Origin of the sequence: Micromonospora maris AB-18-032 (assembly GCF_000204155.1) — a bacterium.
Classification (GTDB): Bacteria; Actinomycetota; Actinomycetes; order Mycobacteriales; family Micromonosporaceae; genus Micromonospora; species Micromonospora gifhornensis.
On record NC_015434.1, the window covers coordinates 1,601,170 to 1,623,229 of the forward strand.

General features: G+C 71.8%; 23 protein-coding genes. 17 read left to right on the top strand and 6 right to left on the bottom strand.

The features are described from left to right. Window positions 1-21: 21 nt before the first annotated feature. The 3 genes from VAB18032_RS07390 to VAB18032_RS07400 form a co-directional block, all read right to left on the bottom strand. Window positions 22-603 (bottom strand): PadR family transcriptional regulator, encoded by a 582-nt coding sequence (locus tag VAB18032_RS07390; protein ID WP_013732168.1) that lies wholly within the window; start codon window positions 601-603, stop codon window positions 22-24. Window positions 604-669: 66 nt separating this feature from the next. Continuing rightward, window positions 670-1,110 (bottom strand): ferritin-like domain-containing protein, encoded by a 441-nt coding sequence (locus VAB18032_RS07395; RefSeq protein ID WP_013732169.1) that lies wholly within the window; start codon window positions 1,108-1,110, stop codon window positions 670-672. Continuing rightward, a complete protein-coding gene (locus tag VAB18032_RS07400; protein WP_013732170.1) occupies window positions 1,110-1,568 on the bottom strand; it encodes a hypothetical protein in 459 nt (152 codons plus the stop codon). The genes VAB18032_RS07395 and VAB18032_RS07400 overlap by 1 nt, the downstream gene beginning before the upstream one ends. 220 nt (window positions 1,569-1,788) lie before the next feature. On the opposite strand from VAB18032_RS07400, the gene rimP reads away from it, so the two are divergent. The 10 genes from rimP to VAB18032_RS07445 all read left to right on the top strand — a co-directional run bounded on the left by rimP (window position 1,789) and on the right by VAB18032_RS07445 (window position 11,666). Further along, window positions 1,789-2,433 carry a ribosome maturation factor RimP gene (gene rimP, locus VAB18032_RS07405; protein ID WP_043719985.1) on the top strand — a complete coding sequence of 215 codons (645 nt, stop codon included), beginning with the start codon at window positions 1,789-1,791 and terminating at the stop codon, window positions 2,431-2,433. After that, the gene (nusA, locus tag VAB18032_RS07410) at window positions 2,430-3,473 is read left to right on the top strand and encodes a transcription termination factor NusA (protein ID WP_013732172.1); all 1,044 of its coding nucleotides are present in this window, start codon (window positions 2,430-2,432) and stop codon (window positions 3,471-3,473) included. Before rimP ends, nusA begins: the two co-directional genes overlap by 4 nt. Beyond that, window positions 3,394-3,798, top strand: coding sequence for a YlxR family protein (locus VAB18032_RS30550; RefSeq protein ID WP_126711491.1), 405 nt, complete (start codon window positions 3,394-3,396; stop codon window positions 3,796-3,798). Before nusA ends, VAB18032_RS30550 begins: the two co-directional genes overlap by 80 nt. A gap of 115 nt (window positions 3,799-3,913) precedes the next feature. Next, window positions 3,914-6,901: a translation initiation factor IF-2 gene (gene infB, locus VAB18032_RS07415; RefSeq protein ID WP_013732174.1), complete on the top strand. Its 2,988-nt coding sequence runs from the start codon at window positions 3,914-3,916 to the stop codon at window positions 6,899-6,901. A gap of 91 nt (window positions 6,902-6,992) precedes the next feature. After that, a complete protein-coding gene (locus VAB18032_RS07420; protein ID WP_013732175.1) occupies window positions 6,993-7,286 on the top strand; it encodes a DUF503 domain-containing protein in 294 nt (97 codons plus the stop codon). Between the two features lie 133 nt (window positions 7,287-7,419). Continuing rightward, window positions 7,420-7,923, top strand: coding sequence for a 30S ribosome-binding factor RbfA (gene rbfA / locus VAB18032_RS07425; protein WP_013732176.1), 504 nt, complete (start codon window positions 7,420-7,422; stop codon window positions 7,921-7,923). A gap of 182 nt (window positions 7,924-8,105) precedes the next feature. Next, window positions 8,106-9,101 carry a DHH family phosphoesterase gene (locus tag VAB18032_RS07430; RefSeq protein ID WP_126711700.1) on the top strand — a complete coding sequence of 332 codons (996 nt, stop codon included), beginning with the start codon at window positions 8,106-8,108 and terminating at the stop codon, window positions 9,099-9,101. Window positions 9,102-9,165: 64 nt separating this feature from the next. Next, the gene (locus VAB18032_RS07435; protein WP_043723360.1) at window positions 9,166-9,573 is read left to right on the top strand and encodes a hypothetical protein; all 408 of its coding nucleotides are present in this window, start codon (window positions 9,166-9,168) and stop codon (window positions 9,571-9,573) included. Then, window positions 9,573-9,782, top strand: a complete 210-nt coding sequence (locus tag VAB18032_RS07440; protein ID WP_013732179.1) for a DUF6186 family protein — start codon at window positions 9,573-9,575, stop codon at window positions 9,780-9,782. Before VAB18032_RS07435 ends, VAB18032_RS07440 begins: the two co-directional genes overlap by 1 nt. 534 nt (window positions 9,783-10,316) lie before the next feature. Further along, window positions 10,317-11,666: an MATE family efflux transporter gene (locus VAB18032_RS07445; RefSeq protein ID WP_013732180.1), complete on the top strand. Its 1,350-nt coding sequence runs from the start codon at window positions 10,317-10,319 to the stop codon at window positions 11,664-11,666. A gap of 49 nt (window positions 11,667-11,715) precedes the next feature. Here the strand turns inward: VAB18032_RS07445 and VAB18032_RS07450 are convergent, their stop codons facing one another. Next, window positions 11,716-12,036, bottom strand: a complete 321-nt coding sequence (locus VAB18032_RS07450; RefSeq protein WP_013732181.1) for a hypothetical protein — start codon at window positions 12,034-12,036, stop codon at window positions 11,716-11,718. A gap of 147 nt (window positions 12,037-12,183) precedes the next feature. Here VAB18032_RS07450 and truB point away from each other — a divergent pair, with 147 nt between their 5' ends. The 6 genes from truB to dapB all read left to right on the top strand — a co-directional run bounded on the left by truB (window position 12,184) and on the right by dapB (window position 19,567). Beyond that, window positions 12,184-13,068, top strand: a complete 885-nt coding sequence (gene truB, locus VAB18032_RS07455; protein ID WP_013732182.1) for a tRNA pseudouridine(55) synthase TruB — start codon at window positions 12,184-12,186, stop codon at window positions 13,066-13,068. Between the two features lie 56 nt (window positions 13,069-13,124). After that, the gene (locus VAB18032_RS07460) at window positions 13,125-14,054 is read left to right on the top strand and encodes a bifunctional riboflavin kinase/FAD synthetase (RefSeq protein WP_013732183.1); all 930 of its coding nucleotides are present in this window, start codon (window positions 13,125-13,127) and stop codon (window positions 14,052-14,054) included. 208 nt (window positions 14,055-14,262) lie between these two features. Next, window positions 14,263-14,532 (top strand): 30S ribosomal protein S15, encoded by a 270-nt coding sequence (gene rpsO, locus VAB18032_RS07465; RefSeq protein WP_013732184.1) that lies wholly within the window; start codon window positions 14,263-14,265, stop codon window positions 14,530-14,532. A 223-nt stretch (window positions 14,533-14,755) separates the two neighbouring features. Next, window positions 14,756-17,125 (top strand): polyribonucleotide nucleotidyltransferase, encoded by a 2,370-nt coding sequence (locus VAB18032_RS07470; protein WP_013732185.1) that lies wholly within the window; start codon window positions 14,756-14,758, stop codon window positions 17,123-17,125. A 183-nt stretch (window positions 17,126-17,308) separates the two neighbouring features. After that, complete coding sequence (locus VAB18032_RS07475) at window positions 17,309-18,631, top strand: M16 family metallopeptidase (protein WP_086011318.1); 1,323 nt, start codon at window positions 17,309-17,311, stop codon at window positions 18,629-18,631. A gap of 186 nt (window positions 18,632-18,817) precedes the next feature. Beyond that, a complete protein-coding gene (gene dapB / locus VAB18032_RS07480) occupies window positions 18,818-19,567 on the top strand; it encodes a 4-hydroxy-tetrahydrodipicolinate reductase (protein ID WP_013732187.1) in 750 nt (249 codons plus the stop codon). A 126-nt stretch (window positions 19,568-19,693) separates the two neighbouring features. Here the strand turns inward: dapB and VAB18032_RS07485 are convergent, their stop codons facing one another. Further along, window positions 19,694-20,275, bottom strand: a complete 582-nt coding sequence (locus VAB18032_RS07485; protein WP_013732188.1) for a GNAT family N-acetyltransferase — start codon at window positions 20,273-20,275, stop codon at window positions 19,694-19,696. A gap of 35 nt (window positions 20,276-20,310) precedes the next feature. Here VAB18032_RS07485 and VAB18032_RS07490 point away from each other — a divergent pair, with 35 nt between their 5' ends. Then, on the top strand, window positions 20,311-21,597 hold the full coding sequence (locus VAB18032_RS07490) for a glycosyltransferase family 87 protein (protein WP_013732189.1): 1,287 nt from the start codon (window positions 20,311-20,313) through the stop codon (window positions 21,595-21,597). Here the strand turns inward: VAB18032_RS07490 and VAB18032_RS07495 are convergent. Further along, window positions 21,496-22,047 (bottom strand): GNAT family N-acetyltransferase, encoded by a 552-nt coding sequence (locus VAB18032_RS07495; RefSeq protein ID WP_013732190.1) that lies wholly within the window; start codon window positions 22,045-22,047, stop codon window positions 21,496-21,498. The genes VAB18032_RS07490 and VAB18032_RS07495 overlap by 102 nt on opposite strands. Between the last annotated feature and the right edge of the window lie 13 nt (window positions 22,048-22,060).

The following is a 22,060-nucleotide window of genomic DNA, read 5'->3' on the forward strand; positions in this document are numbered from 1 at the left end:
GTGTCGGTTCGTTGCCCGAACTCACCGTCGCGCCTCCTCATCCCTGAAGCCCACCGCCTCGGAGGTGGGCGTCGGGCCGGAAGCCGGGGGGCGGTGTCGCACCAGACTCGTCTCGCAGTGGTCGAGCCAGCGCACCTCTGCCTCGGCCTGGAACATCATCGCGTCCAGCACCAACCGCCAGGGCAGATCCTCCGGCCGGTCGCTGGTGTATTTCAACCGCGTCAACTCCTGCAATGTACGCATGGTGGCGGTGCGTTGGTTCTGCACCACCGTGCGGACGTCCACCCCGGGCGTGGTCAACGCCAATGCCAACTTGATCGCCAACTCGTCGCGGGGGCGGTCGGTGCGGCTGATCGGCGTGGCGAACCACAGCGCCAGGTCCGCCCGCCCGGCGTCGGTGATCTCGTACGGCCGCTGCCCGGCCTCGCTCTCCGGCAGGGATCGGACCAGTCCGTCACGTTCCAGCCGGGACAGCGTGGTGTAGACCTGCCCGATGTTCAGCGGCCAGGTCGAGCCGGTCGACTCCTCGAACGCGGCGCGCAGTTGGTAGCCGTACATCTGGCCGCGTTCGAGCAGGGCGAGCAGACCGTGGCGGATGGACATGCTGCGGAGTATGCATACCTGGTATGTCAGATCGCAACCGCTGGGCGGCTCGCGGGGCCTGCCTGCTCAGCCAGGACGGCCCGGAAACGCCACGGTCAGCGGGGTGATCCCGGCGGCCCGTCGCCAGCGGGTGGCCCGTACCGCGTACTCGATCAGAGCGCTCAGTGCCCGGTCCCGTTCGGCACCCGTGCTGGCCGGCAGCACCGCCCGCCAGAACGCCGCGGTGCGCTCCTCGACCTCCACCGCGAGCCGCAGCGCGCTGGCCCGGTCGGTGACCGGGAAGGGCAGCGCGTAGCCGGGTCGGTCCGGCGGAACGGCGGCGCCACCGGTACTCAACTCCAGGATCAGGGCGTCGCGCCGGCCGCGGTGGGCGTCCTCCGCCTCGACGGCGGCCTTGCGTTCGGCGTCGGCGAGGCGTACCCCGATCGGGCCGTACGCCCAGATCGCGGCGTATTCGGCGGTGAGCGCGGCGGCGAGCGGGTCCTCGGTGCCGGTCGGTGCGGTCATCACTTGAGCGCCTCCAGGTGGGTGGCCCGCGCGGCGGCGATCGAGCCGAGCAGCGCGGCCCGGTCACCGGGTGCGGCGGCGCAGGCCGCGGTGGCCGAGTCCCGCCCGGCGCGTTCGGCCTTGCGCAGCGCGGACAGGGTGGCGGCCCGGCCCGCCGGCTGCTCCGGTGACGGTGGGGCGGCCGATCCGGACGGCGACCCCGACGGAAGGGCCGTGCCGGTCACCCGGGCGAGTTCTGTGGCGTGCGCCTCATGTGTCTCGGCCAGTGGGACGAGGCGGGCGGCCAGGTCGGGATGGGCGTCGGCGGCGGAGCGCAGCCCCGCCGCGAGGCGCAGCGACTCGTCGATCAGCGGAGCGAGCGGGTCCGGCCGGGGCGGCTCGTCGCGGTCGAGCAAGCCGCATCCGGTCAGCGGCGCGGCGGCCCCGCCGAGCGCCAGCAACGCGCCGGCCCGCAGCACCGCGCGTCGGGAGAGTGGGGAGGATCCGTCCCGCCGAGTCGTTCTGCCCATCGCCACCGGACAAGTCAACACCATCACCACGGCCCGTGTACGGCGGTGGCGTCGGTGCGCCGCCCGGGCCGTCCGGAGGCGGGCGCGTTACGCTCTGCGCAGCCACCGGCGCGTCCGCACCGGTGGCGTGCCGGCATGGCAGTCGGCGAGCAGTGGAAGGGTCGGACAGATGACGCAGCGTGGCCGTGCCACCAGAACGGCGGGGCGACCGCGTGGCGGCCCGGCCCCGCGTGGCGGCCAGGGTGCCCGGGGTGACCTTGCCGCCCGCCGGGAGCGGCTACGTGCGGTGATCGCGCCGGTGGTCGACAGCGCCGGTTACGACCTGGAGGACCTGTCCGTCTCCCGGGCCGGCCGTCGGCACGTGGTCCGGGTGATCGTGGACGCCGACGGCGGGATCAACCTGGACGCGGTGGCGGACGTTTCCCGGGCGGTCTCGGCGGCGCTGGACGCGGCCGAGGAGAGCGGCGGCGACATCGTCGCCGGTGAATATCAGCTTGAGGTGAGCTCACCGGGCGTGGACCGTCCGTTGACCCTGCCCCGGCACTGGCGACGCAACGTCGGCCGGCTGGTCCGGGTGACCGTCCGGGGCGCTGGCGAGTCCGGTGCCCGACCGGCGGGCGACCGGCAGGTGACCGGTCGCGTGGTCGCCGCGGACGACGAGTCCGTGGCGCTGGAGGTCGACGGTGAGCGCGTCCAGTGGCCGTACGCCGATCTCGGCCCGGGCCGGGTGCAGGTCGAGTTCAGCCGCCTCGACGAACTACCCGAATCAGAAGACGTCGACGACGAAGATGATGTGGAGGACGAGGAGAGGTGAACATCGACCTCGCGGCGCTGCGCGCACTCGAGCGCGAGCGGGAGATCCCGTTCGACACGATCCTCGCGGCGATCGAGACCGCGTTGCTGACCGCGTACCGGCACACCGAGGGTGCCCAGTCGCACGCCCGGGTGGAGATCGACCGCAAGAGCGGCGCGGCCCTGGTCTACGCCCAGGAGATGGACCCGGAGGGCGGTGTCGTCCGGGAGTGGGACGACACTCCGCACGACTTCGGTCGGATCGCCGCCATGACGGCCAAGCAGGTGATCCTCCAGCGGTTGCGGGAGGCCACCGACGAGGTGCACTTCGGCGAGTACGTGGGCCGCGACGGCGACCTGGTGACCGGGGTGGTGCAGGCGCACGAGGCGCGGGCCGAGAAGGGCATCGTCACCGTCGACCTGGGCAAGCTGGAAGGTGTCCTGCCGCAGTCGGAGCAGGTCCCCGGGGAGCGGTACACCCACGGTGAGCGGATCCGGTGCGTGGTGGTGCACGTGGCCAAGGGCATGCGCGGCCCGCAGATCACCCTGTCGCGTACGCATCCGAACCTGGTCAAGAAACTCTTCGCGCTGGAGGTGCCGGAGATCGCCGACGGCACCGTCGAGATCAGCGCGATCGCCCGCGAGGCGGGTCATCGTACGAAGATCGCTGTGCGCTCCACCACGCCCGGTGTCAACGCCAAGGGTGCCTGCATCGGTCCGATGGGTCAGCGGGTCCGGGCTGTGATGAGCGAGCTGCACGGCGAAAAAATCGACATTATCGACTGGTCGGACGATCCGGCCACCTTCGTCGGTAATGCGCTTTCTCCGGCCAAGGCCCTGCGGGTCGAGGTGGTCGACCTGGCGAACCGGGCGGCGCGGGTGACCGTCCCGGATTTCCAGTTGTCGCTGGCGATCGGGCGGGAAGGGCAGAACGCCCGGCTTGCTGCCCGGTTGACCGGATGGCGGATCGACATTCGGTCCGATGCCGAGCAGGCTGGCGCTGCCGGTCGCCCTGGAGTCGATCAGGTCCGGGAACCGGGCGGCGCGGTCTCGGGCAGCTAGGGGTAGACTTCCACCAGTGGTACGACGCACGCCGCCGGAGCGCACCTGTGTGGGCTGCCGACAGCGTGCGCCGGCCAGTGAGTTACTGCGGATCGTCGCGATCGACGACGAGGCTGGCTACGGTCTCCGACCCGATCCGGCCCGCAGACTGCCGGGTCGGGGAGCGAACATGCACCCGGATCCGGCCTGCTTCGCGCAGGCAGTGCGGCGCCGCGCCTTCGGGCGGGCGCTGCGCCTCGCCGGGGTTCCCGATGACGGAGCCCTCGCGGAGTACCTGACGCGTCAACCACCACGTCCGGCCATCCGGTCGGGCGAGGTTCGCTAGCAAGGTAGGACGACCAGCATGAGCACACGATGAAGTCCCAGAAATGACCAGGCTTCAAGTGCACGAGTGAGGTCGCTGCGGGTGCTGCCCGCACGACCTCGGAGTGAGGAGTGCAGTGGCAGGTAAGGCCCGCGTACACGAGCTTGCAAAGGAGCTCGGGGTCGAAAGCAAGACCGTTCTCGCCAAGTTGAAGGAAATGGGCGAGTTCGTGAAGTCCGCATCGAGCACCGTCGAGGCGCCGGTCGCCCGGCGGCTGCGTAGCGCCTTCGTCGCCTCCGGTGGAGCTGGTGCTCCGGCGGCTGCGCCGTCGGCCGCGCCGGCTCCGGCGGCACCGACCCCGTCGCCGACCCCCGGCGAGCCCCGGATCACCGCCAAGCCGACGCCGCCTCGGCGTCCGGCGGCTCCCGGGCCCAAGCCGAAGGCCCCGGTGCCCGGTCCGCCGCCGCCGGCGGCCCCGGTCGCCAAGCCGGCGAGCGCTCACGACATCGAGGTGGCCGCCGCCGAGGCGCGTGCGGCTGCGCTGAAGGCTGAGCAGGAGGCTGCGGTCAAGGCCGCGCAGGCCGCCCGCCAGCAGCAGCGTGACAACGTCCGCCGGGAGGCCCCGGCGGAAGGGACCGCCCGTCCGGGTCCCCGTCCCGGCCCCGGCAACATGCCGCCCCGTCCGGGTTCCCCGGCCGCGGGCCGCCCTGGTGGTCCGACCCCCGGCCCTGGTGGCCGGCAGGGCCGTCCGCCGGCGCGGGGTGCCGGTAACAACCCGTTCGGCATCCAGGGCAGCCAGCAGCAGCGTCCGCCGGCCGCCGGTGCCGGTGGGCCCCGTCCGAGCCCGGCGTCCATGCCGCCCCGTCCGAGCCCGGCGTCCATGCCGCCGCGGCCCAGCCCGGCGTCGATGCCGAGCCAGCGTCCCGGTCGTCCGGGTGGTCCTGGCGCCGGTCGTCCCGGTGGCGGCGGCGGTGCCGGTCGTCCCGGTGGTGGCGGCGGTGGCGGTGGCTACCGTGGCGGCCCCGGTGGTGGCGGCGGTGGCGGTGGCTACCGTGGCGGCCCCGGTGGTGGTGCCGGTGGCGGTGGCTACCGTGGCGGCCCCGGCGGTGGCGCCGGTGCCGGCGGCGGTTTCCGGCCAGGTGCGCCGGCCGGCGGCGGTGGCCGTCCGGGTGGTGGCGGTCGTGGCCGTGGCGGCGGTGCCGCCGGTGCCTTCGGGCGTCCGGGTGGCAAGCCGACCCGTGGTCGCAAGTCCAAGAAGCAGCGCAGACAGGAGTTCGACAACCTGTCGGCTCCGACCATGAGCTCGGGTGCTCCCCGGGGTCAGGGGCAGACGGTCCGGCTCTCCCGGGGCGCCTCGCTGTCGGACTTCGCCGACAAGATCAACGCCAACCCGGGTTCGCTGGTCCAGGAGATGTTCAACCTGGGCGAGATGGTCACCGCGACCCAGTCGTGCTCCGACGACACCCTGCTGCTGCTGGGTGAGCACCTTGGCTTCAACGTGCAGATCGTCAGCCCGGAGGACGAGGACCGCGAGCTGCTCGCGCAGTTCAACATCGACCTCGACGCCGAGGTCGCGGAGGACCGCCTGGTCAGCCGTGCGCCGGTGGTGACCGTCATGGGTCACGTCGACCACGGTAAGACCAAGCTGCTCGACGCGATCCGTAAGGCGAACGTGGTGGCCGGCGAGGCCGGTGGCATCACCCAGCACATCGGCGCCTACCAGGTCCACGTCCCGCACGAGGGCGAGGACCGGGCGGTCACCTTCATCGACACCCCGGGTCACGAGGCGTTCACCGCCATGCGTGCCCGTGGTGCCCAGGTCACCGACATCGTGATCCTGGTGGTGGCGGCCGACGACGGCGTGATGCCGCAGACCATCGAGGCGCTCAACCACGCCAAGGCGGCGGACGTGCCGATCGTGGTCGCGGTCAACAAGGTCGACAAGCCGGAGGCCAACCCGGACAAGGTCCGCCAGCAGCTGACCGAGTACGGCCTGGTCGCCGAGGAGTACGGCGGCGACACCATGTTCGTCAACGTGGCCGCGAAGCCCGGCATCGGCATCGAGGACCTCCTCGAAGCGGTGCTGCTGACCGCCGACGCGTCGCTGGAGCTGACCGCTCCGATCGACGGGCCGGCGCAGGGTGTGGCCATCGAGGCGCACCTGGACAAGGGCCGCGGTGCGGTGGCGACGGTGCTGGTGCAGAAGGGCACCCTGCGGGCGGGCGACTCGATCGTCGCCGGTGGGGCGCACGGCCGGGTCCGGGCGATGCTCGACGAGAACGGCAACCAGGTCACCGAGGCTGGTCCGGCGCGTCCGGTCATGGTTCTCGGTCTGACCGCGGTGCCGGGCGCGGGCGACACCTTCCTGGCCGCGGCGGACGACCGTACGGTGCGGCAGATCGCCGAGCAGCGCCAGGCACGGCGGCGGGCGGCGGCCTTCGCCAACTCCCGTGGCCGGGCCACCCTTGAGACGCTCATGGAGCAGCTCAAGGAGGGCGAGAAGACGTCGCTCAACCTCATCCTCAAGGGTGACGTCTCCGGTTCGGTGGAGGCCCTGGAGGACGCGCTGTTCAACCTCGACATTCCCGAGGAGGTCCAGCTCAAGGTCCTCGACCGGGGCGTCGGCGCGATCACGGAGAGCAACGTCATGCTCGCCAGCGCCTCGTCCGAGCCGGTCACGATCATCGGCTTCAACGTGCGGGCCTCGAACAAGGTCCGCGAGATGGCCGACCGCGAAGGCGTGGAGATCCGGTACTACACCGTCATCTACCAGGCCATCGAGGAGATCGAGGCGGCGCTCAAGGGCCTGCTCAAGCCGGAGTACGAGGAGGTCGAGCTCGGCACCGCGGAGATCCGCGACGTGTTCCGCTCGTCCAAGATCGGCAACATCTCCGGTTGCATCGTCCGGTCGGGTGTCATCCGGCGCAACGCGAAGGCGCGCCTGCTGCGCGACGGCACGGTCGTGGCGGACAACCTCACGATCAGCTCGCTCAAGCGCTTCAAGGACGACGCGACGGAGGTCCGCGAGGGCTTCGAGTGTGGTCTGACCCTGGGTGGTTACAACAACGTCCAGGTCGGCGACGTGATCGAGACCTTCGAGATGCGGGAGAAGGTTCGCGCCTGATCCTGCGGTGACGCACTGATCAAGGGGTTTACGCCGAAAGGCGTAAACCCCTTGATCATGTGGGGTGGGGTGCGGGTAGTGTCCGCAGACGATGTACACCGCAACCGCAGTATTCGACCTGCTGCTGCCGGGCGACTCCCGGTCGCTGAAGGCCAAGAGATCGTACGTACGGCCGATCGTGGCGGCGTTGCGCCGTTTCGAGGTCTCGGCCGCTGAGGTGGGCGCGCTCGACCTGCACGGGCGAGCGGAGATAGGTGTGGCGGTCGTGGCTGCCGAGGCGGCGCACGCCCGCGAGGTGCTCGACTCCTGTGAGCGAATGGTGGCCGGTCGGCCGGAGATCGAACTGCTGTCGGTACGCCGCCGGCTGCACGGCGAGGAGGACTGACCGGGGCATCGGCCGCCCCGCGCGGGGGCGGGTGCGGCGCAGGTAGGGTTCGAGTTGTCAGGGCCGGTCCGGGCCCGGTGGCGTACGGCGCCATCCGGTCCGGTCGGTAGCGGCACGCCGTGGAGGTGGCGAGATGACGGATCCGGCCAAGGTACGCCGGCACGCGGAACGGGTGCGTGAACTGGTCGCGTCGGTGGTGCGGAGCCAGATCAAGGACCCGCGGCTGGGCATGATCACGATCACCGACGCCCGGATCACCGCCGACCTTCGCGACGCCACGGTCTTCTACACCGTGCTCGGTGACGCGGCGGCCCAGGCGGGCACCGCCGCCGCGCTGGACAGCGCCAAGGGCATGCTGCGCAGCACGGTCGGCAAGGCGCTGGGCCTGCGGCACTCGCCGACCCTGACCTTCGTTCTCGACGACGTGCAGGATCAGGTCAAGCACATCGACGATCTGCTCGCGGCGGCCCGTAACGCCGACGCCGAGGTGCAGCGCCTCGCGGCCCGGGCCGCGTACGCCGGTGACGCCCAGCCGTACCGCCTGGAGGCCGACGACGAGGACGTCGACGAGGCCGAGGACGGCGACGAGGCCGAGGGTGCCGACTCCGACGGGGCCCGGGGCGGGGACCGGCGGTGACCGCCCCCTCCGGCGGTGCCACGACTGAGGTGGGGCCGGCCGACACGCCGCCGGGAGCGGCGCGGGTCGGCATCGGCGGTGCGGTTCCGGAGCAGCCGGGTTCCTCCGGTTCGGTCCCGGACCGGTCGGCGGGCACGCCTGCCGGATCGGCGGGTCCCACGGAGGCCGACTGGGCGGCGGCAGTGGCGGCGGTGCGTCGGTTGCCACCGGACGCCCGGGTGCTGCTGATCTGCCACGTCAACCCGGACGGTGACGCGCTGGGCAGCATGCTGGGCTTCGGGCTCGGCCTGCGCCGGCTCGGCGTGGGGCGGCTGCAGGCGACCTTTCCCGGCCCGCCGGAGGTTCCCGAGCCGCTGCGCGGGCTGCCCGGCATGGAGTTGCTGGTGCCGGCGACGGAGGCGGAGCCGGAGCCCGATCTGGTCATCTGCTTCGACGCGGCGAGCACGTCGCGCCTCGGCGACCTGGCCGGCCGGTTGACCGGGACCGGCACCGCCCTGGTGCTCGACCACCACGCGTCGAACCCCGGCTTCGGTGACGTCAACCTGGTCGACCCGGGTGCTGCGGCGACGTCGGTGGTCGCGGAGGAGTTGCTGGCTCGGCTCGGCGTACCGCTCGATGCGGGCATCGCCGAGTGCCTGTACGTCGCGCTGAGCACGGACACCGGCTCGTTCCGGTTCGACGCGACCACCGCGTCGGTGCACGAGATGGCGGCCCGGCTGTTGGCCACCGGCATCCGGCCCGGCGAGATCTCCCGGCGGATCTTCGACAACCGTCCGTTCGGTGCGGTGCGACTCTTCGGAGAGGTGCTCGGTCGGGCCCGGCTGGAACCCGCCGCCGCCGGTGGGACCGGCCTGGTGTGGACCTACGCGACGCTTGACGACCTGGCGCGGTACGAGCAGCGACCGTACGTGCTGGAGGCCCTCATCGACCCGGTGCGGTGCACCGCGGAGGCCGACGTGAGCTGTGTGGTCAAGCAGACCGGGCCGGCCGAGTGGGCGGTGTCGCTGCGCAGCAAGGGCGCGGTCGACGTCAGTCGGGTGGCTGTCGCGCTGGGCGGTGGGGGGCATCGCCTCGCCGCCGGTTTCACCGCCCGGGGGACCGTCGACGAGGTCATCGAGCGGATCCGGACCGAACTGGACGTGCCTGCGGTGCGGGAAGGCGTCGACCAGCAGGGGTGATATCAGGGTCGCTTCCGGGGGTGTCGACATTTCCGTACCTGGACAGGATCGGGAGAATCGGATGATGGAGCAGCCCCACGATCTCACCCTCGACGCCCCTCGTACCTGGGAACGCCCGGTCGTCAGCGTGCCGGTGCTCGTCGCTCTCTCCCTGGTCGGCGGTCGTTTTCCGTCCTTCTCGACGGAGGCCAACCTCTATGTCTTCGGTGCCGGCGGCGCGCTGATCTGGCTCGGTCTGTCGAACCGGGTGCCGCGCCGACCGGCGCCGCAGCGGCTGAGTTCGGGTGCGGTCTGGTGGACGCTGCCGGTGCTGGTGTTCGGCGTCTTCGAAGGTGCGACGTTTTTCTCGGCCGCAGGCGAGGATTTCCCCACCTTCTCGTTGCTGGCGGACCCGTTGTTGGAGGACCGGCTGGTGCGATCGGCCGGCTGGCTGGTGTGGCTGTCGGCGTTCTGGGGGCTGGTGCGGCGATGATGCGGGCAGTCGCGATCGGTGGATTTCTGCTCGGGTTGGCGCTGTTCGGGCTGGTGGAGTGGCTGGCCCGCCGGGAGGGTTCACGGATTCCGACCCTCGGTGAGGTCTGCGCCTACGTGATGCGCTACGAGGTGGGCCCGGTCCCGGTCGGTCGGATCGGGCTGTTCGGTTTCTGGTGGTGGGTGGGGTGGCATTTCCTGGCTCGGTGACGGGGGTGGACCTGTCCAGATGTCGGGAACACCGGACAACATGTGGACCTGAACGATAGCTTGGGTATCGGCCGACGCCACTATGGCGCAGGTCAGGATGGCGGAGCCATACCCTGCGCCGCTTTCCTCCAGGGTCGACCGACCCGGGCCGTAAGGTCGTCCATCCACCGCTCCGGCGACCCCGGAGTCCGTGGCCGGGCGCCGTCAGCGACACCGCCCGTGACGCGCCGCCGTGTTCGGCGACGCGCGCCCTGGAAGGGGTTCCACCATGGCCGCCAAGCCCAAGCCCGAGACCACCGACGAGGCCCGCGAGCAGGCCCGTCGCGCCCTGCAGACCTCCATGGACACCCGTCAGTGACGGTACGCGACCGGCGGTGACGCCGAGCCGCCTCCGTGCGTACGGCGTCACCGTCCGGCGGTTCTTCTGCTCCGTCCGATCCTCCGCTGCTCGCCCGACGGTGTGACGCGACCCGCCGAAGGTAAGCAGCGCCCCGGTCTTGTCTCCTTACACATCGCGTGCCAGTATCGGCGGCGATGAGCCACTCCACCCCCGCCGTCGACCAGGTCGCCTCGCTGCGCCGGATCGCCGCGCTCGCCCTGCCGGCCCTTGTGGTCCTTGCCGCCGAGCCGCTCTACGTCCTGGTGGACACCGCTGTCGTCGGACACCTCGGCCAGGTCCCGTTGGCGGCGGTCGCCGTCGGCGGCACCGTGATGACCCTCACCGCCTGGGTGGGCACCGTCGTCGCGTACGGCACGACCGGGCGGGCGGCTCGCCGCTTCGGTGCCGGCGACCGGGCCGCCGCGGTGGCCGAGGGTGTCCAGGCGTCCTGGCTGGCCCTGGCCCTGGGTGTGCTGGTCGCCGTCGGCATGCAGGTGGGTGGCCCGGCGCTGACCGGCGCCCTGGCCGGCGGTGGTGACGTGGGCCGGGCCGCCGGCGAATGGCTGCGGATCGCCGCGTTCGGCGCGCCCGGGCTGCTGCTCGCCGCGGCGGGCAACGGCTGGCTGCGCGGCGTGCAGGACACCCGCCGGCCGCTCTGGTTCGTGGTCGGGCCCAACCTGCTCTCCGCGGTGCTCTGCCCGGTGCTGGTCTATCCCGTGGGCATGGGCCTCAACGGTTCCGCCGTGGCGAACGTGATCGCCCAGACCCTCTCCGGCGTGCTCTTCGCCGCGGCACTGGTGTCCGAGCGGGTGGCTCTGCGACCCCGTCCGCGGGTCATCGGCCAGCAACTCGTACTCAGCCGCGACCTGTTGATCCGGGGCCTGGCCTTCCAGGCCAGCTTCCTGTCCGCGACGGCGGTCGCCGCCCGGTTCGGCGCCGCCGCGGTCGGTGCCCACCAGATCGCGGTACAACTCTGGTTCTTCGCGGCGCTGGTGCTCGACGCGCTGGCGATCGCCGCGCAGGCGCTGGTCGGTGCCGCGCTCGGGGCCGGCGACGCGGTGGCGGCGAGCATGCTGGCCAAGCGGATCGGTCGGTTCGGTGCGGTCTGCGGGGCGGCGTTCGCCGTGCTGGCGGCAGCCGGTGCGGGCGTGGTGCCGACCTGGTTCAGCTCCGACCCGGCGGTGCACGAGCAGGCGTTGGTGGCCTGGCCCTGGTTCGTCGTCATGCTGCCGCTGGCCGGGGTGGTGTTCGCCCTCGACGGTGTCCTGATCGGTGCCGGTGACATCCGTTATCTGCGAAATCTGACAGTGGTCGGCGCCCTCGGCGGATTTCTCCCCGCGATCTGGCTCTCCCACGCCTTCGCGCTTGGCCTCGGCGGCATCTGGGCGGGTCTGTTGCTGTTCGTCGTGATCCGGCTGATCGGCCTGCTGCTGCGCCTGCGCAGTGGCGCCTGGGCGGTCACCGGGGCCGTCCGCACCGAAGGTCGCGCACGAACCGCCAGCTGATCCCCTTCCGGGTCGGTCGGATCGGGCCGCCTCGGATCACCCGCAGGGGTCAGATCTGGCCGTAGAGGGCGTAGACCAGCAGCACCAGAGCCATCACCACGACCCAGGAGACGACCATGGCGACCAGCTTGAATGCTATGGGATAGCGCTGGTAGAGGCGGTCCCGGTCCTGCCAGGCCCACCAACGGCGGCGCAGCCGGCCCGCGCCGGGCAGCGCGGCGAACGCCTGGCCGACCCGAACGCCCAGGGTGCGCCTCGGCGGCGGCGGATCGAGCATCCAGGCGGGCAGCGTGCTCGCCTGTCGAGGCGTACGCAGGCGGATCGTCTCATCCGTGGCGGGCTGCTCGGTGGGTGTGCCGTCCCTGGTCATCTCGGTCTCCCCGTGGTCGGCGGCACCGGGTCGGCCGACGCCGCTGTCAGCTCATCGTTACAGTCGGGTTCCATGCCGTAAATCGGGTTCGGAGGGCCGGTCGTCCGCTGCCGAGCGCGCCGGGTCGATCTGGCAGGCTTGCACGTCGTGAGCACAGACGGTCTGATCGTGGTGGACAAGCCGGGCGGCATGACGTCGCACGATGTGGTGGCGCGGCTGCGCCGCCTCGCGCGTACCCGGCGGGTGGGCCACGGAGGCACCCTCGATCCGATGGCCACCGGCGTGCTGGTGATCGGGGTGGGGCGGGCGACCCGCCTGCTGACGTACGTGATCGGTGCCGACAAGACGTACGCCGCCACCATCCGGTTGGGGCAGTCCACCGTCACCGACGATGCGGAAGGCGACGTGATCTCCACCGCACCCGCCGGTGGCGTGACCGACGAGGCGATCCGCGCCGCCCTGGCCGCGCTGACCGGCGAGATCGACCAGGTGCCGAGCGCGGTCAGCGCCATCAAGATCAATGGGCAGCGGGCGTACAAGCGGGTCCGGGACGGCGAGAGCGTCGACCTGCCCGCCCGGCGGGTCACCGTGTCCCGGCTGGACGTCCTGGCGATCCGACGCGATCAGCCCGACCTGGTGGACGTCGACGTCGAGGTGGCCTGCTCGACCGGCACGTACATCCGGGCGATCGCCCGGGACGCGGGCCTGGCGCTACAGGTCGGCGGGCACCTCACCGCCCTGCGGCGTACCGCTGTGGGCGGTTTCACCCTGGCCGAGGCCGCCACCCTCGACGAGCTGGAGCAGCGGGCGCCCGAGGTGGTCGATCTGCCGCTGGCGGCGGCGGCCGCCCGGTTCTTCACCCGCCGGGACGCCAGCCCGGACGAGGCGAAGGTGCTCTCCCACGGCGGACCACTCGACGCGGTCGGCCACGCCGGGCCGTACGCGGTCTTCGATCCGGCCGGCCAGTTGATCGCTATCGTCAGCGAGCGGGCCGGTCGGGCCCGCGCGGAGATCGTGCTCGCCCCGGCGTGACAGCGGCCGGTGCCCGGGGTGGGACACCGGCATACCGGCGACAGGAAAGGATCAGCATGCAGCGGTGGCGGGGGTACGACGCGGCGCCGGGGGGCTGGGGACGCGCGGTCGTCACCATCGGCGTCTTCGACGGCGTGCACAAGGGCCACCAGGCCACCATCGGGTACGCCGTGGCCCGCGCCCGGGAGTTGGGCGTGCAGTCGGTCGTGGTCACCTTCGACCCGCACCCGGCGGAGGTGGTCCGGCCCGGCTCCCATCCGGCGGTGCTCACCGAGCCGGCCCGCAAGGCGGAGTTGATCGAGGCCCTCGGCGTCGACGTGCTCTGTGTGGTGCCGTTCACGCCCGAGTTCTCCCGGCTGCCGGCCGAGGCGTTCGTCCATGACGTGCTGGTCGAACACCTGCACGCCGCGCTGGTGGTGGTGGGGGACAACTTCCGGTTCGGGCACCGGGCGGCCGGGGACGTGGCGCTGCTGGAGCAACTCGGTCGTACCTTCGGCTTCGCCGTGGAGAGCGCCCCGCTGGTGGCCGAGGCCGGCACGGTCTTCTCCTCGACGTACATCCGCTCCTGCGTGGATGCCGGCGACGTCACGGCGGCGGCCAGCGCGTTGGGCCGGCCGCACCGGCTGGAGGGCGTGGTGGTCCGGGGCGACCAGCGCGGCCGTGAGCTGGGCTTCCCGACCGCGAACCTGCTCTGCCACCGGTACGCCGCGATTCCCGCCGACGGCATCTACGCCGCCCGGCTGATCCGTCGCGGCCGACGGGAGCCGCTGGGCGCGGCCGTCTCGATCGGCACCAACCCGACCTTCTCCGGGCGGGAACGTCGGGTCGAGGCGTACGCGCTGGACTTCACCGGCGACCTGTACGGCGAGCGGCTGGCCCTGGATTTCGTGGCGCATCTGCGGGGGCAGATCCGCTTCGACGGGATCGAACCGCTGGTGGCCCAGATCGCCCAGGACGTCGAGCGAACCCGCCGAGCGCTGGACTGACCCGCCGGGCGCTGCACTGAGTGGCCTCATCCGGGCGATCGGGACGAGGTGCTGGTAGGCTGGCGGAGACGTCGGCTGACCGACGTGAGTCCTCGCATGTCTGCTCGACGCCGCGGATGCGAGGACGGTCCGGAAAAGGTGCCCAGCCTGTAGCAATTCAGCCTGGCCCGCACGGACTGCATCGACAACCCACTGAAACAGGGAGAACATGGCGCTCGACCAGCAGGCAAAGGCCAAGATTCGCGAGGAGTACGCGACCGCCGAGGGTGACACCGGGTCGCCGGAGGTTCAGGTCGCGGTCCTCACCAAGCGGATCGCCGATCTCACCGAGCACCTGAAGGTGCACAAGCACGACCACCACAGCCGCCGTGGGCTGCTGCTGCTGGTCGGCCGCCGCCGTCGGCTGCTCAACTACGTGCAGAAGAAGGACATCAACCGCTACCGGTCGCTCATCGAGCGGCTCGGCCTGCGCCGGTGACGTGAGACGGGGGAGTGGCCACCGGGCCGCTCCCCCGTCGGCGTCCCAACTCGAGACACGGGCCGCGAGCACCCAGACAGGGGAGCCGTCGGCGTACCGGTCTCCGGTAGTGGCCTCCGGGCCTCCGGCATCTCGTCGGTGGTCCCGGGCGCTTCGATCGAAGACCGGCCGTCGGTACAGCTCCCGCTCGTGGCCCCCCGATGCGAAGGAGCATTGCCGCACCATGACCGAGACCAAACTCGGCACCGAATCCCGCACCGCCGTGATCGACAACGGGTCCTTCGGCACCCGCGAGATCACGTTCTCCACCGGTCGGCTGGCCCGACAGGCCGCCGGCTCCGTCATCGCCCAGCTGGGCGAGACGGTCGTCCTCTCCGCCACCACCGCCGGCAAGCAGCCGAAGGAGCAGTTCGACTTCTTCCCGCTGACCGTCGACGTCGAGGAGCGGATGTACGCCGCGGGTCGCATCCCCGGCTCGTTCTTCCGTCGCGAGGGTCGTCCCAGCGAGGACGCCATCCTCACCTGCCGCCTGATCGACCGGCCGCTGCGCCCGTCGTTCGTCAAGGGCCTGCGCAACGAGGTCCAGGTGGTCGAGACGATCCTCGCGCTCGACCCGCAGCACCCGTACGACGTGGTGGCGATCAACGCCGCCTCGATGTCGACCAAGCTGTCCGGCCTGCCGTTCTCCGGCCCGATCGGGGCGACCCGGATGGCGCACGTCGACGGCCAGTGGGTCGCCTTCCCGACCCACGAGGAGCTGAGCCGGGCCACCTTCGACATGGTGGTGGCCGGTCGGGCCCTGGCCGACGGCGACGTCGCGATCATGATGGTCGAGGCCGAGGCCACCGAGCACACCGTCAAGCTGGTCGCCGACGGTGCCCCGGCCCCCACCGAGGAGGTCGTGGCCAGCGGACTGGAGGCCGCCAAGCCGGCCATCCGTGAGCTGTGCCGGGCGCAGAGCGAGCTGGCCGAGGTGGCCGCCAAGCCGGTCGCCGAGTTCCCGGTGTTCCTGGACTACTCCGACGACGCGTACGACGCGGTCGCCCAGTTCGCTCGCGCCGACGTCGCCGAGGCCCTCCAGATCGCCGGCAAGGCGGACCGCGAGGAAGCCCTGGACGCGATCAAGTCCCGCCTGGTGGAGGAGCTCGGCCCGCGCTTCGAGGGTCGGGAGAAGGAGCTGTCGGCTGCCTTCCGCTCGCTGACCAAGTCCGAGGTGCGCAACCGGGTACTGCGTGAGCAGGTCCGCATCGACGGGCGTGGCCCGCGCGACATCCGGCCGCTGAACGCCGAGGTCGGCGTGCTGCCCCGGGTGCACGGCTCGGCGCTGTTCGAGCGCGGCGAGACGCAGATCCTCGGCGTCACCACGCTCAACATGCTGCGCATGGAGCAGGCGCTGGACACCCTCTCCCCGGAGAAGTCCAAGCGCTACATGCACAACTACAACTTCCCGCCGTACTCGACCGGTGAGACCGGCCGGGTCGGCTCGCCGAAGCGTCGCGAGATCGGCCACGGCGCGCTCGCGGAGCGGGCGCTGATCCCGGTGCTGCCCTCGCGCGAGGAGTTCCCGTACGCCATCCGCCAGGTCTCCGAGGCGCTCGGCTCCAACGGCTCCACCTCGATGGGCTCGGTCTGCGCCTCGACGCTGGGTCTGCTCAGCGCCGGTGTGCCGCTGAAGGCCCCGGTGGCCGGCATCGCCATGGGCCTCATCTCCGACGAGGTCGACGGCAAGACCCAGTACGTCACGCTCACCGACATCCTCGGTGCCGAGGACGCCTTCGGTGACATGGACTTCAAGGTCGCCGGCACCCGGGACTTCGTCACCGCGTTGCAGCTCGACACCAAGCTCGACGGCATCCCGTCCGACGTGCTGGCCGCCGCGCTCCAGCAGGCCCACGAGGCCCGGCAGACCATCCTCGACGTGATGCAGCGGGCCATCGAGGCTCCGGCCGAGATGTCCGACTACGCGCCGCGGGTCACCACGGTGAAGATCCCGGTCGACAAGATCGGCATGGTGATCGGCCCGAAGGGTCAGACCATCAACGCCATCCAGGACGAGACCGGCGCCGAGATCTCCATCGAGGACGACGGCACGATCTACGTCGGCGCCACCAACGGCCCGTCGGCGCAGGCGGCGGTCGAGCGGATCAACGCGATCGCCAACCCGACCATGCCGAAGGCCGGTGACCGGTTCCTCGGCACGGTGGTCAAGACCGCACCGTTCGGCGCGTTCATCTCGCTGCTGCCGGGTCGTGACGGCCTGCTGCACATCTCCAAGGTGGGCGACGGCAAGCGGGTCGAGAAGGTCGAGGACTTCCTCAACGTCGGCGACCGGGTCGAGGTCGAGATCGCCGACATCGACCAGCGCGGCAAGATCTACCTGGACAAGGTCCGTCCCGAGGGCGCCGAGGCACCGGCTCCCGCCGAGGCGGAGGGTGAGCGGCCGGCCAGCCGTGGTGACCGGGGTGACCGTGGTCCGCGTGACCGGGGTGACCGGGAGCGCGGCGGCGACCGTGGCGGCCGCGGCCCGGAGCGGGGCGAGGGCGGCGAAGGTGGCGGCGATTCCCGGCCGCGCCGGCGCACCCGGCACAGCTGATCTCCCACCCGTACTGAATGATCCGCTGACCGGCCGGGCGACGAAGTCGCCCGGCCGGTTCGTCACCGTCCACCCCCGTCGTACTGGAAGCAGGTTGCCGTGAGTCGTACCCGGCGTTCGTTCCCGTCCGTGGCGCGCCCGGGGGCGACGCCACCCGGCACCGACCGGCACGCCGTCGGCACCATCCGGTCGGCCGGCGGCTCGACCCGGGCCGTCACCCGGACGCTGAGCGAGGACCCCCTGGGGGGTACGGTGCGCCGCACCGTGCTGCCCAGCGGGCTGCGGGTACTGACCGAGGCGATCCCGGCGATGCGTAGCGTCTCGTTCGGCATCTGGGTCGCGGTCGGATCGCGGGACGAGACCGGGCCCACGGCCGGAGCCGCGCACTTCCTGGAACACCTGCTGTTCAAGGGCACCCACAAGCGGGGCGCGCTGGAGATCTCCTCGTCGATCGAGGCGGTGGGCGGCGAGACCAACGCCTTCACCACGAAGGAGTACACCTGCTACTACGCCCGGGTGCTCGACGAGGACCTGCCGCTGGCCATCGACGTGATGTGTGACCTGGTCGCCGACTCGGTACTGGAACCGGCCGACGTGGAGACCGAGCGGGGCGTGATCCTCGAAGAGATCGCCATGCACGACGACGAGCCGGGCGACGAGGTGCACGACCTGTTCGCCCGGGCCGTCTACGGCGACCATCCGCTGGGCCGGCTGATCTCCGGCACCTCGGACACGGTCACTCCGATGACCCGCCGCCAGATCCAGACCTTCTACCGGCGTCGGTACGTCGCGCCGCAGATCGTCATCGCCGCCGCCGGCAACCTCGACCACGCCGCCGTGGTCCGGCTGGTCCGGCAGGCGCTGCGCGGCACCCCGCTGGACACCGAACCGGCGTCGCCCGCGCCGCACCGACCGGCCGCCCCGGCGGTACGCACCCGGGCCGCCAGCACTGTGGTGCAGGTGAAGGAGACCGAGCAGGCGCACGTCGTCCTCGGCTGCCCGGCCATCGACCGGCTCGACGAGCGGCGCTTCGCGCTCGGCGTACTGAACAACGTGCTCGGCGGCGGCATGTCCAGCCGGCTGTTCCAGGAGATCCGGGAGCAGCGAGGGTTGGCCTACTCGGTCTACTCCTACGCCAGCCAGTACGCCGACAGTGGACTGTTCGGTGTCTACGCCGGGTGTGCGCCCGGCCGGGTCGACGAGGTGCTGGAGCTGACCCGGACCGAACTGGCGCGTACCGCCGAACAGGGCATCACCGAGGCCGAGCTGGCCCGGGGCAAGGGGATGAGCAAGGGGTCGTTCGTGCTCGGCCTGGAGGACACCGGCTCGCGGATGAGCCGACTGGCCAAGGGTGAGCTGCTCTACGGCAACCTGATGCCGGTCAACGAACTGCTCGACCGGGTCGACTCGGTCACCCTGGACGACGTCAACACCCTCGCTGCCGACCTGCTCGCCCGACCGATGTCCCTGGCAGTCGTCGGCCCCTTCGCCAACCGCACCCTCTGACCGCCCGACCGCCCTTGTCGGCTTCGTGCGCGGTGATCGACTCCATGACAGCGTAATGGCGGTAACCCGGTCGGCCGGATACCGCCGTTGCGCCGTAACGGAGTCGATCACGCCGGATCTCCTGCCTCTGGCGGTGGCTGCGGAGCCGCTTGGGATAGGTTGTGCCGCGTGACTGACGAGCGGGAAATGGGTGGGCCGATCCGGGTCGGCGTGCTGGGTGCGCGGGGCCGGATGGGTGCCGAGGTGTGCAAGGCCGTCGACGCCGCTGCCGACACGACGCTGGTGGCGGCCGTGGACCAGGGCGACGAGCTGGCTGCTGTCGCGGACGCCGGTGCGCAGGTGGTGGTCGACTTCACCACCCCCGGGGTGGTCATGGACAACCTGCGCTGGTGCATCGAGCAGGGCATCCACGCGGTGGTCGGCACCACGGGCTTCACCGAGCAGCGTCTCGACCAGGTGCGCGACTGGTTGGCCGGCAAGCCGGGCGTGGGTGTGGTGATCGCCCCGAACTTCGGCATCGGCGCCGTACTGATGATGCAGTTCGCGGCCCGCGCCGCCCGGCACTTCGAGTCCGTGGAGATCATCGAGCAGCATCACCCGCGCAAGCTCGATGCGCCCAGCGGCACCGCCACCCACACCGCCCGCCTGATCGCCGCGGCCCGCGCCGAGGCCGGCCTGGGCCCGGTGCCGGACGCCACCGCCGACGAGGTCGCCGGTGCCCGGGGCGCCGACATCGACGGGGTACGCGTGCACGCCGTTCGTGCCACCGGGCTGGTCGCCCACCAGGAGGTGCTCTTCGGCACCACCGGTGAGACGTTGACCATCCGGCACGACTCGTACGACCGGGTCTCGTTCATGCCCGGCGTGCTGGTCGCGGTCCGCGCGGTCGGCAACCGCCCCGGCCTGACCGTCGGCCTGGACCCGCTGCTCGACTGAGCCGCACGATCGTCAGTGACCGCCCAACGGAGTGTTCTGGTAGGCGGCGAAGAGCCAGCGGTCCGCCAATCGTTGTGCTACCAAGGAATAGACGGTGCGCTTGTTGCGGAGGCGGTGGGGCGCCGGTCAGCTGGCCTCGGTCGGCTCGGTCGGGACGGCGACGTGCAGGCGGAGCTGGGGGACAAGCATGTCGTCCACGTCCAGCGCGCGGCCCGCGCCGTCGGGTTCCCAGCCGGCGGCGGTGAGGAACTTGCGGGACGCCTGGTCGCCCTCGAACACCCAGGCCAGGGCCGTGCTGAAGCCGGATTCGCGCCACAGGTCGACGCTGGCGGCCAGCAGCCGGCTGCCGTGTCCACGGCGGCCCCACCGGGGCTCGACCAGCAGGTCGGTCACCGCGACCACGTCCGGGCCGAGGGCCTCGGCCGGCTCGTTCGGGGCCAGCGCCTCGGCGTCGACCGGACCGGAGGCGGCGAAGCCCACCAGATACGATTGCTCGGCCTGCTCGACGGCGACCAGTACCCGATGGTTCTCGCTGGGCGGTTGGCGCACCGCAGCCTCCCAGCGTTGGGCGAGCATCGCCTCGTCGAGGTTGGCCAGCACGTGCCGGGGCAGCAGTCGCCGGTAGGCGACCCGCCACGTGGCGAGCTGGATGCGTGCGATCTCGCCGGCGTCCTCGGGACGCGCCGGGCGGACAAACCCGAGAGCCATGGGACGACAGCCTACGCAGGGTGAGGGAGGCGACGGTGGCGCAGGGTGCCAGGCGGACGGTCGGACAGATCGTCGTCGTGGTCGTGCTCGCCGTCGCGGTGGCCGCCTTCCTGTCCGTGGCGGCGGCCCGACACGGCTTCTTCGACCTTCAGGTCTACCGGGGGGCGTTGGTCTGGTGGGCCCGCGACGGCGGGGAACTCTACGACTACCTGCGCCCCGGCACCCAGTACGGCTTCACCTATCCGCCGTTCGCCGCGTTGCTGATGCTGCCGATGGCGTACCTGCCCTGGCATGCGGCGATCGTGGTGAGCGTGGCCGCCGGCGTGGCGACCAGCGCGGTGTTGATCTGGTGGCTGCTCGACCCGGTGTCGCGCCGGGCCGGCTGGACGCGCTGGTTCGCCTTCGCGGTGGCGCTCTGCCTCGCCGCCGCGTTCGAGCCGATGCGCGAGACAATCAACTTCGGCCAGGTCAACACGCTGCTGTTGTTCCTGGTCGCGGTGGACCTGCTGCGGCTGCTGCCGGGTGGCAGCCGGTGGGCCGGCATCGGCATCGGCCTGGCCACCGCGATCAAGCTCACGCCGGGCATCTTCATCGTCTACCTGCTGGTGACCGGCCGCATCCGGGCCGCGGTCACCGCCGTCGCCGCCGCGACCGGTGCGACGGTGCTCGCCGCGGCGCTGTTCCCGGACGCCTCCCGGGAGTTCTGGACCACCGCGCTGTGGAACACCGGCCGGGTCGGTGAGCTGGCGTTCGTCTCCAACCAGTCGCTGCGTGGCGTGGTGGCCCGGCTCGACCCGACCAGCCCCAGCACGCTGGCCTGGCTGGCGCTGGTGGCGGCGACGGTGGCGCTGTGGGTGTGGCGGTCCCGTGCCGCCGTGTCCGCCGGGAACGAGACCGCCGGCCTGGCCCTGACCGGCGCGGTGATGTGCCTGGTCAGCCCGGTCACCTGGGTGCACCACCTGGTCTGGCTGCTGCCGGCGCTGCTGCTGCTGGTCGAGGGCGGTGTGGCCGCGCCGTCGCGCAGCCGCCGACGCCGCCTCCTGCTGGCCGGCGCGATCGTCGGGTACGGCTTCCTGATCAGCCGGATCGTCTGGGCGTGGGAGAGGGACTTCACCGGGCTGGACGGGTTCGTGTTCAGCAACACCTACGTGTGGATCAGCCTGGCGCTGCTGGCTTTCCTGCCGGTACGCCGAGCCGTGCGGGCCGACGGGCCACCGGCCTCAGTCGTCGAGCCGTCCGGTGTAGCGCAGCTCGACCAGACCGAGCGGCGTACGCCCGCCGGACAGTGGCACCTGATAGGTCGACCGCTCACCGTCCGGTGACAGCCCGGCCCGCTCGTAGAAGCGGCGGGCCCGATGGTTGTCCGCCAGCACCCAGACCCGGTACTGCGTCCAGCCCCGATCACGCAGGCCCGCCCGGGCCGCCGCGAAGAGCGCCTTCGCCGTGCCGTCACCCCAGTGCTGGGGTGCCACGTACATCGCCACCACCTCGCCGTACGCCGGGTCGAGGTCGCCCCGGTCCTGGTTGTTGCGGTACGGCCCGAAGGTGGTGAACCCGGCGAGCACGCCGTCGATCTCGGCGAGCAGGGTGGTGAACGGGTGCTCCGGTTCGGCGGTGCCGAGATCACGGCGGCGTTGTGCCCAGGCCACCGGGTTGAGTCGAGCCAGCACCTCGTCCGGCATGATCCCGGCGTACCCGGCCCGCCATCCGCTGATGTGCACCCGGGCGATCGCCTCGGCGTCGGTGGCCTGCTCGCGGCGGATGGTCGGCATGACTGCCGTTCTA

Bases quoted from the DNA above. Each gene is read 5' to 3' on its own strand.
- rimP (WP_043719985.1), top strand. From the start codon at position 1,789: ATGACGCAGCGTGGCCGTGCCACCAGAACGGCGGGGCGACCGCGTGGC.
- VAB18032_RS07450 (WP_013732181.1), bottom strand. From the start codon at position 12,036: ATGACCAGGGACGGCACACCCACCGAGCAGCCCGCCACGGATGAGACG.
- VAB18032_RS07395 (WP_013732169.1), bottom strand. From the start codon at position 1,110: ATGACCGCACCGACCGGCACCGAGGACCCGCTCGCCGCCGCGCTCACC.
- rpsO (WP_013732184.1), top strand. From the start codon at position 14,263: ATGGCGCTCGACCAGCAGGCAAAGGCCAAGATTCGCGAGGAGTACGCG.
- VAB18032_RS07390 (WP_013732168.1), bottom strand. From the start codon at position 603: ATGTCCATCCGCCACGGTCTGCTCGCCCTGCTCGAACGCGGCCAGATG.
- VAB18032_RS07435 (WP_043723360.1), top strand. From the start codon at position 9,166: ATGGAGCAGCCCCACGATCTCACCCTCGACGCCCCTCGTACCTGGGAA.
- dapB (WP_013732187.1), top strand. From the start codon at position 18,818: ATGGGTGGGCCGATCCGGGTCGGCGTGCTGGGTGCGCGGGGCCGGATG.
- VAB18032_RS07485 (WP_013732188.1), bottom strand. From the start codon at position 20,275: ATGGCTCTCGGGTTTGTCCGCCCGGCGCGTCCCGAGGACGCCGGCGAG.
- VAB18032_RS07440 (WP_013732179.1), top strand. From the start codon at position 9,573: ATGCGGGCAGTCGCGATCGGTGGATTTCTGCTCGGGTTGGCGCTGTTC.
- VAB18032_RS30550 (WP_126711491.1), top strand. From the start codon at position 3,394: ATGCCGAGCAGGCTGGCGCTGCCGGTCGCCCTGGAGTCGATCAGGTCC.
- VAB18032_RS07470 (WP_013732185.1), top strand. From the start codon at position 14,756: ATGACCGAGACCAAACTCGGCACCGAATCCCGCACCGCCGTGATCGAC.
- VAB18032_RS07445 (WP_013732180.1), top strand. From the start codon at position 10,317: ATGAGCCACTCCACCCCCGCCGTCGACCAGGTCGCCTCGCTGCGCCGG.
- rbfA (WP_013732176.1), top strand. From the start codon at position 7,420: ATGACGGATCCGGCCAAGGTACGCCGGCACGCGGAACGGGTGCGTGAA.
- VAB18032_RS07460 (WP_013732183.1), top strand. From the start codon at position 13,125: ATGCAGCGGTGGCGGGGGTACGACGCGGCGCCGGGGGGCTGGGGACGC.
- VAB18032_RS07495 (WP_013732190.1), bottom strand. From the start codon at position 22,047: ATGCCGACCATCCGCCGCGAGCAGGCCACCGACGCCGAGGCGATCGCC.
- VAB18032_RS07420 (WP_013732175.1), top strand. From the start codon at position 6,993: ATGTACACCGCAACCGCAGTATTCGACCTGCTGCTGCCGGGCGACTCC.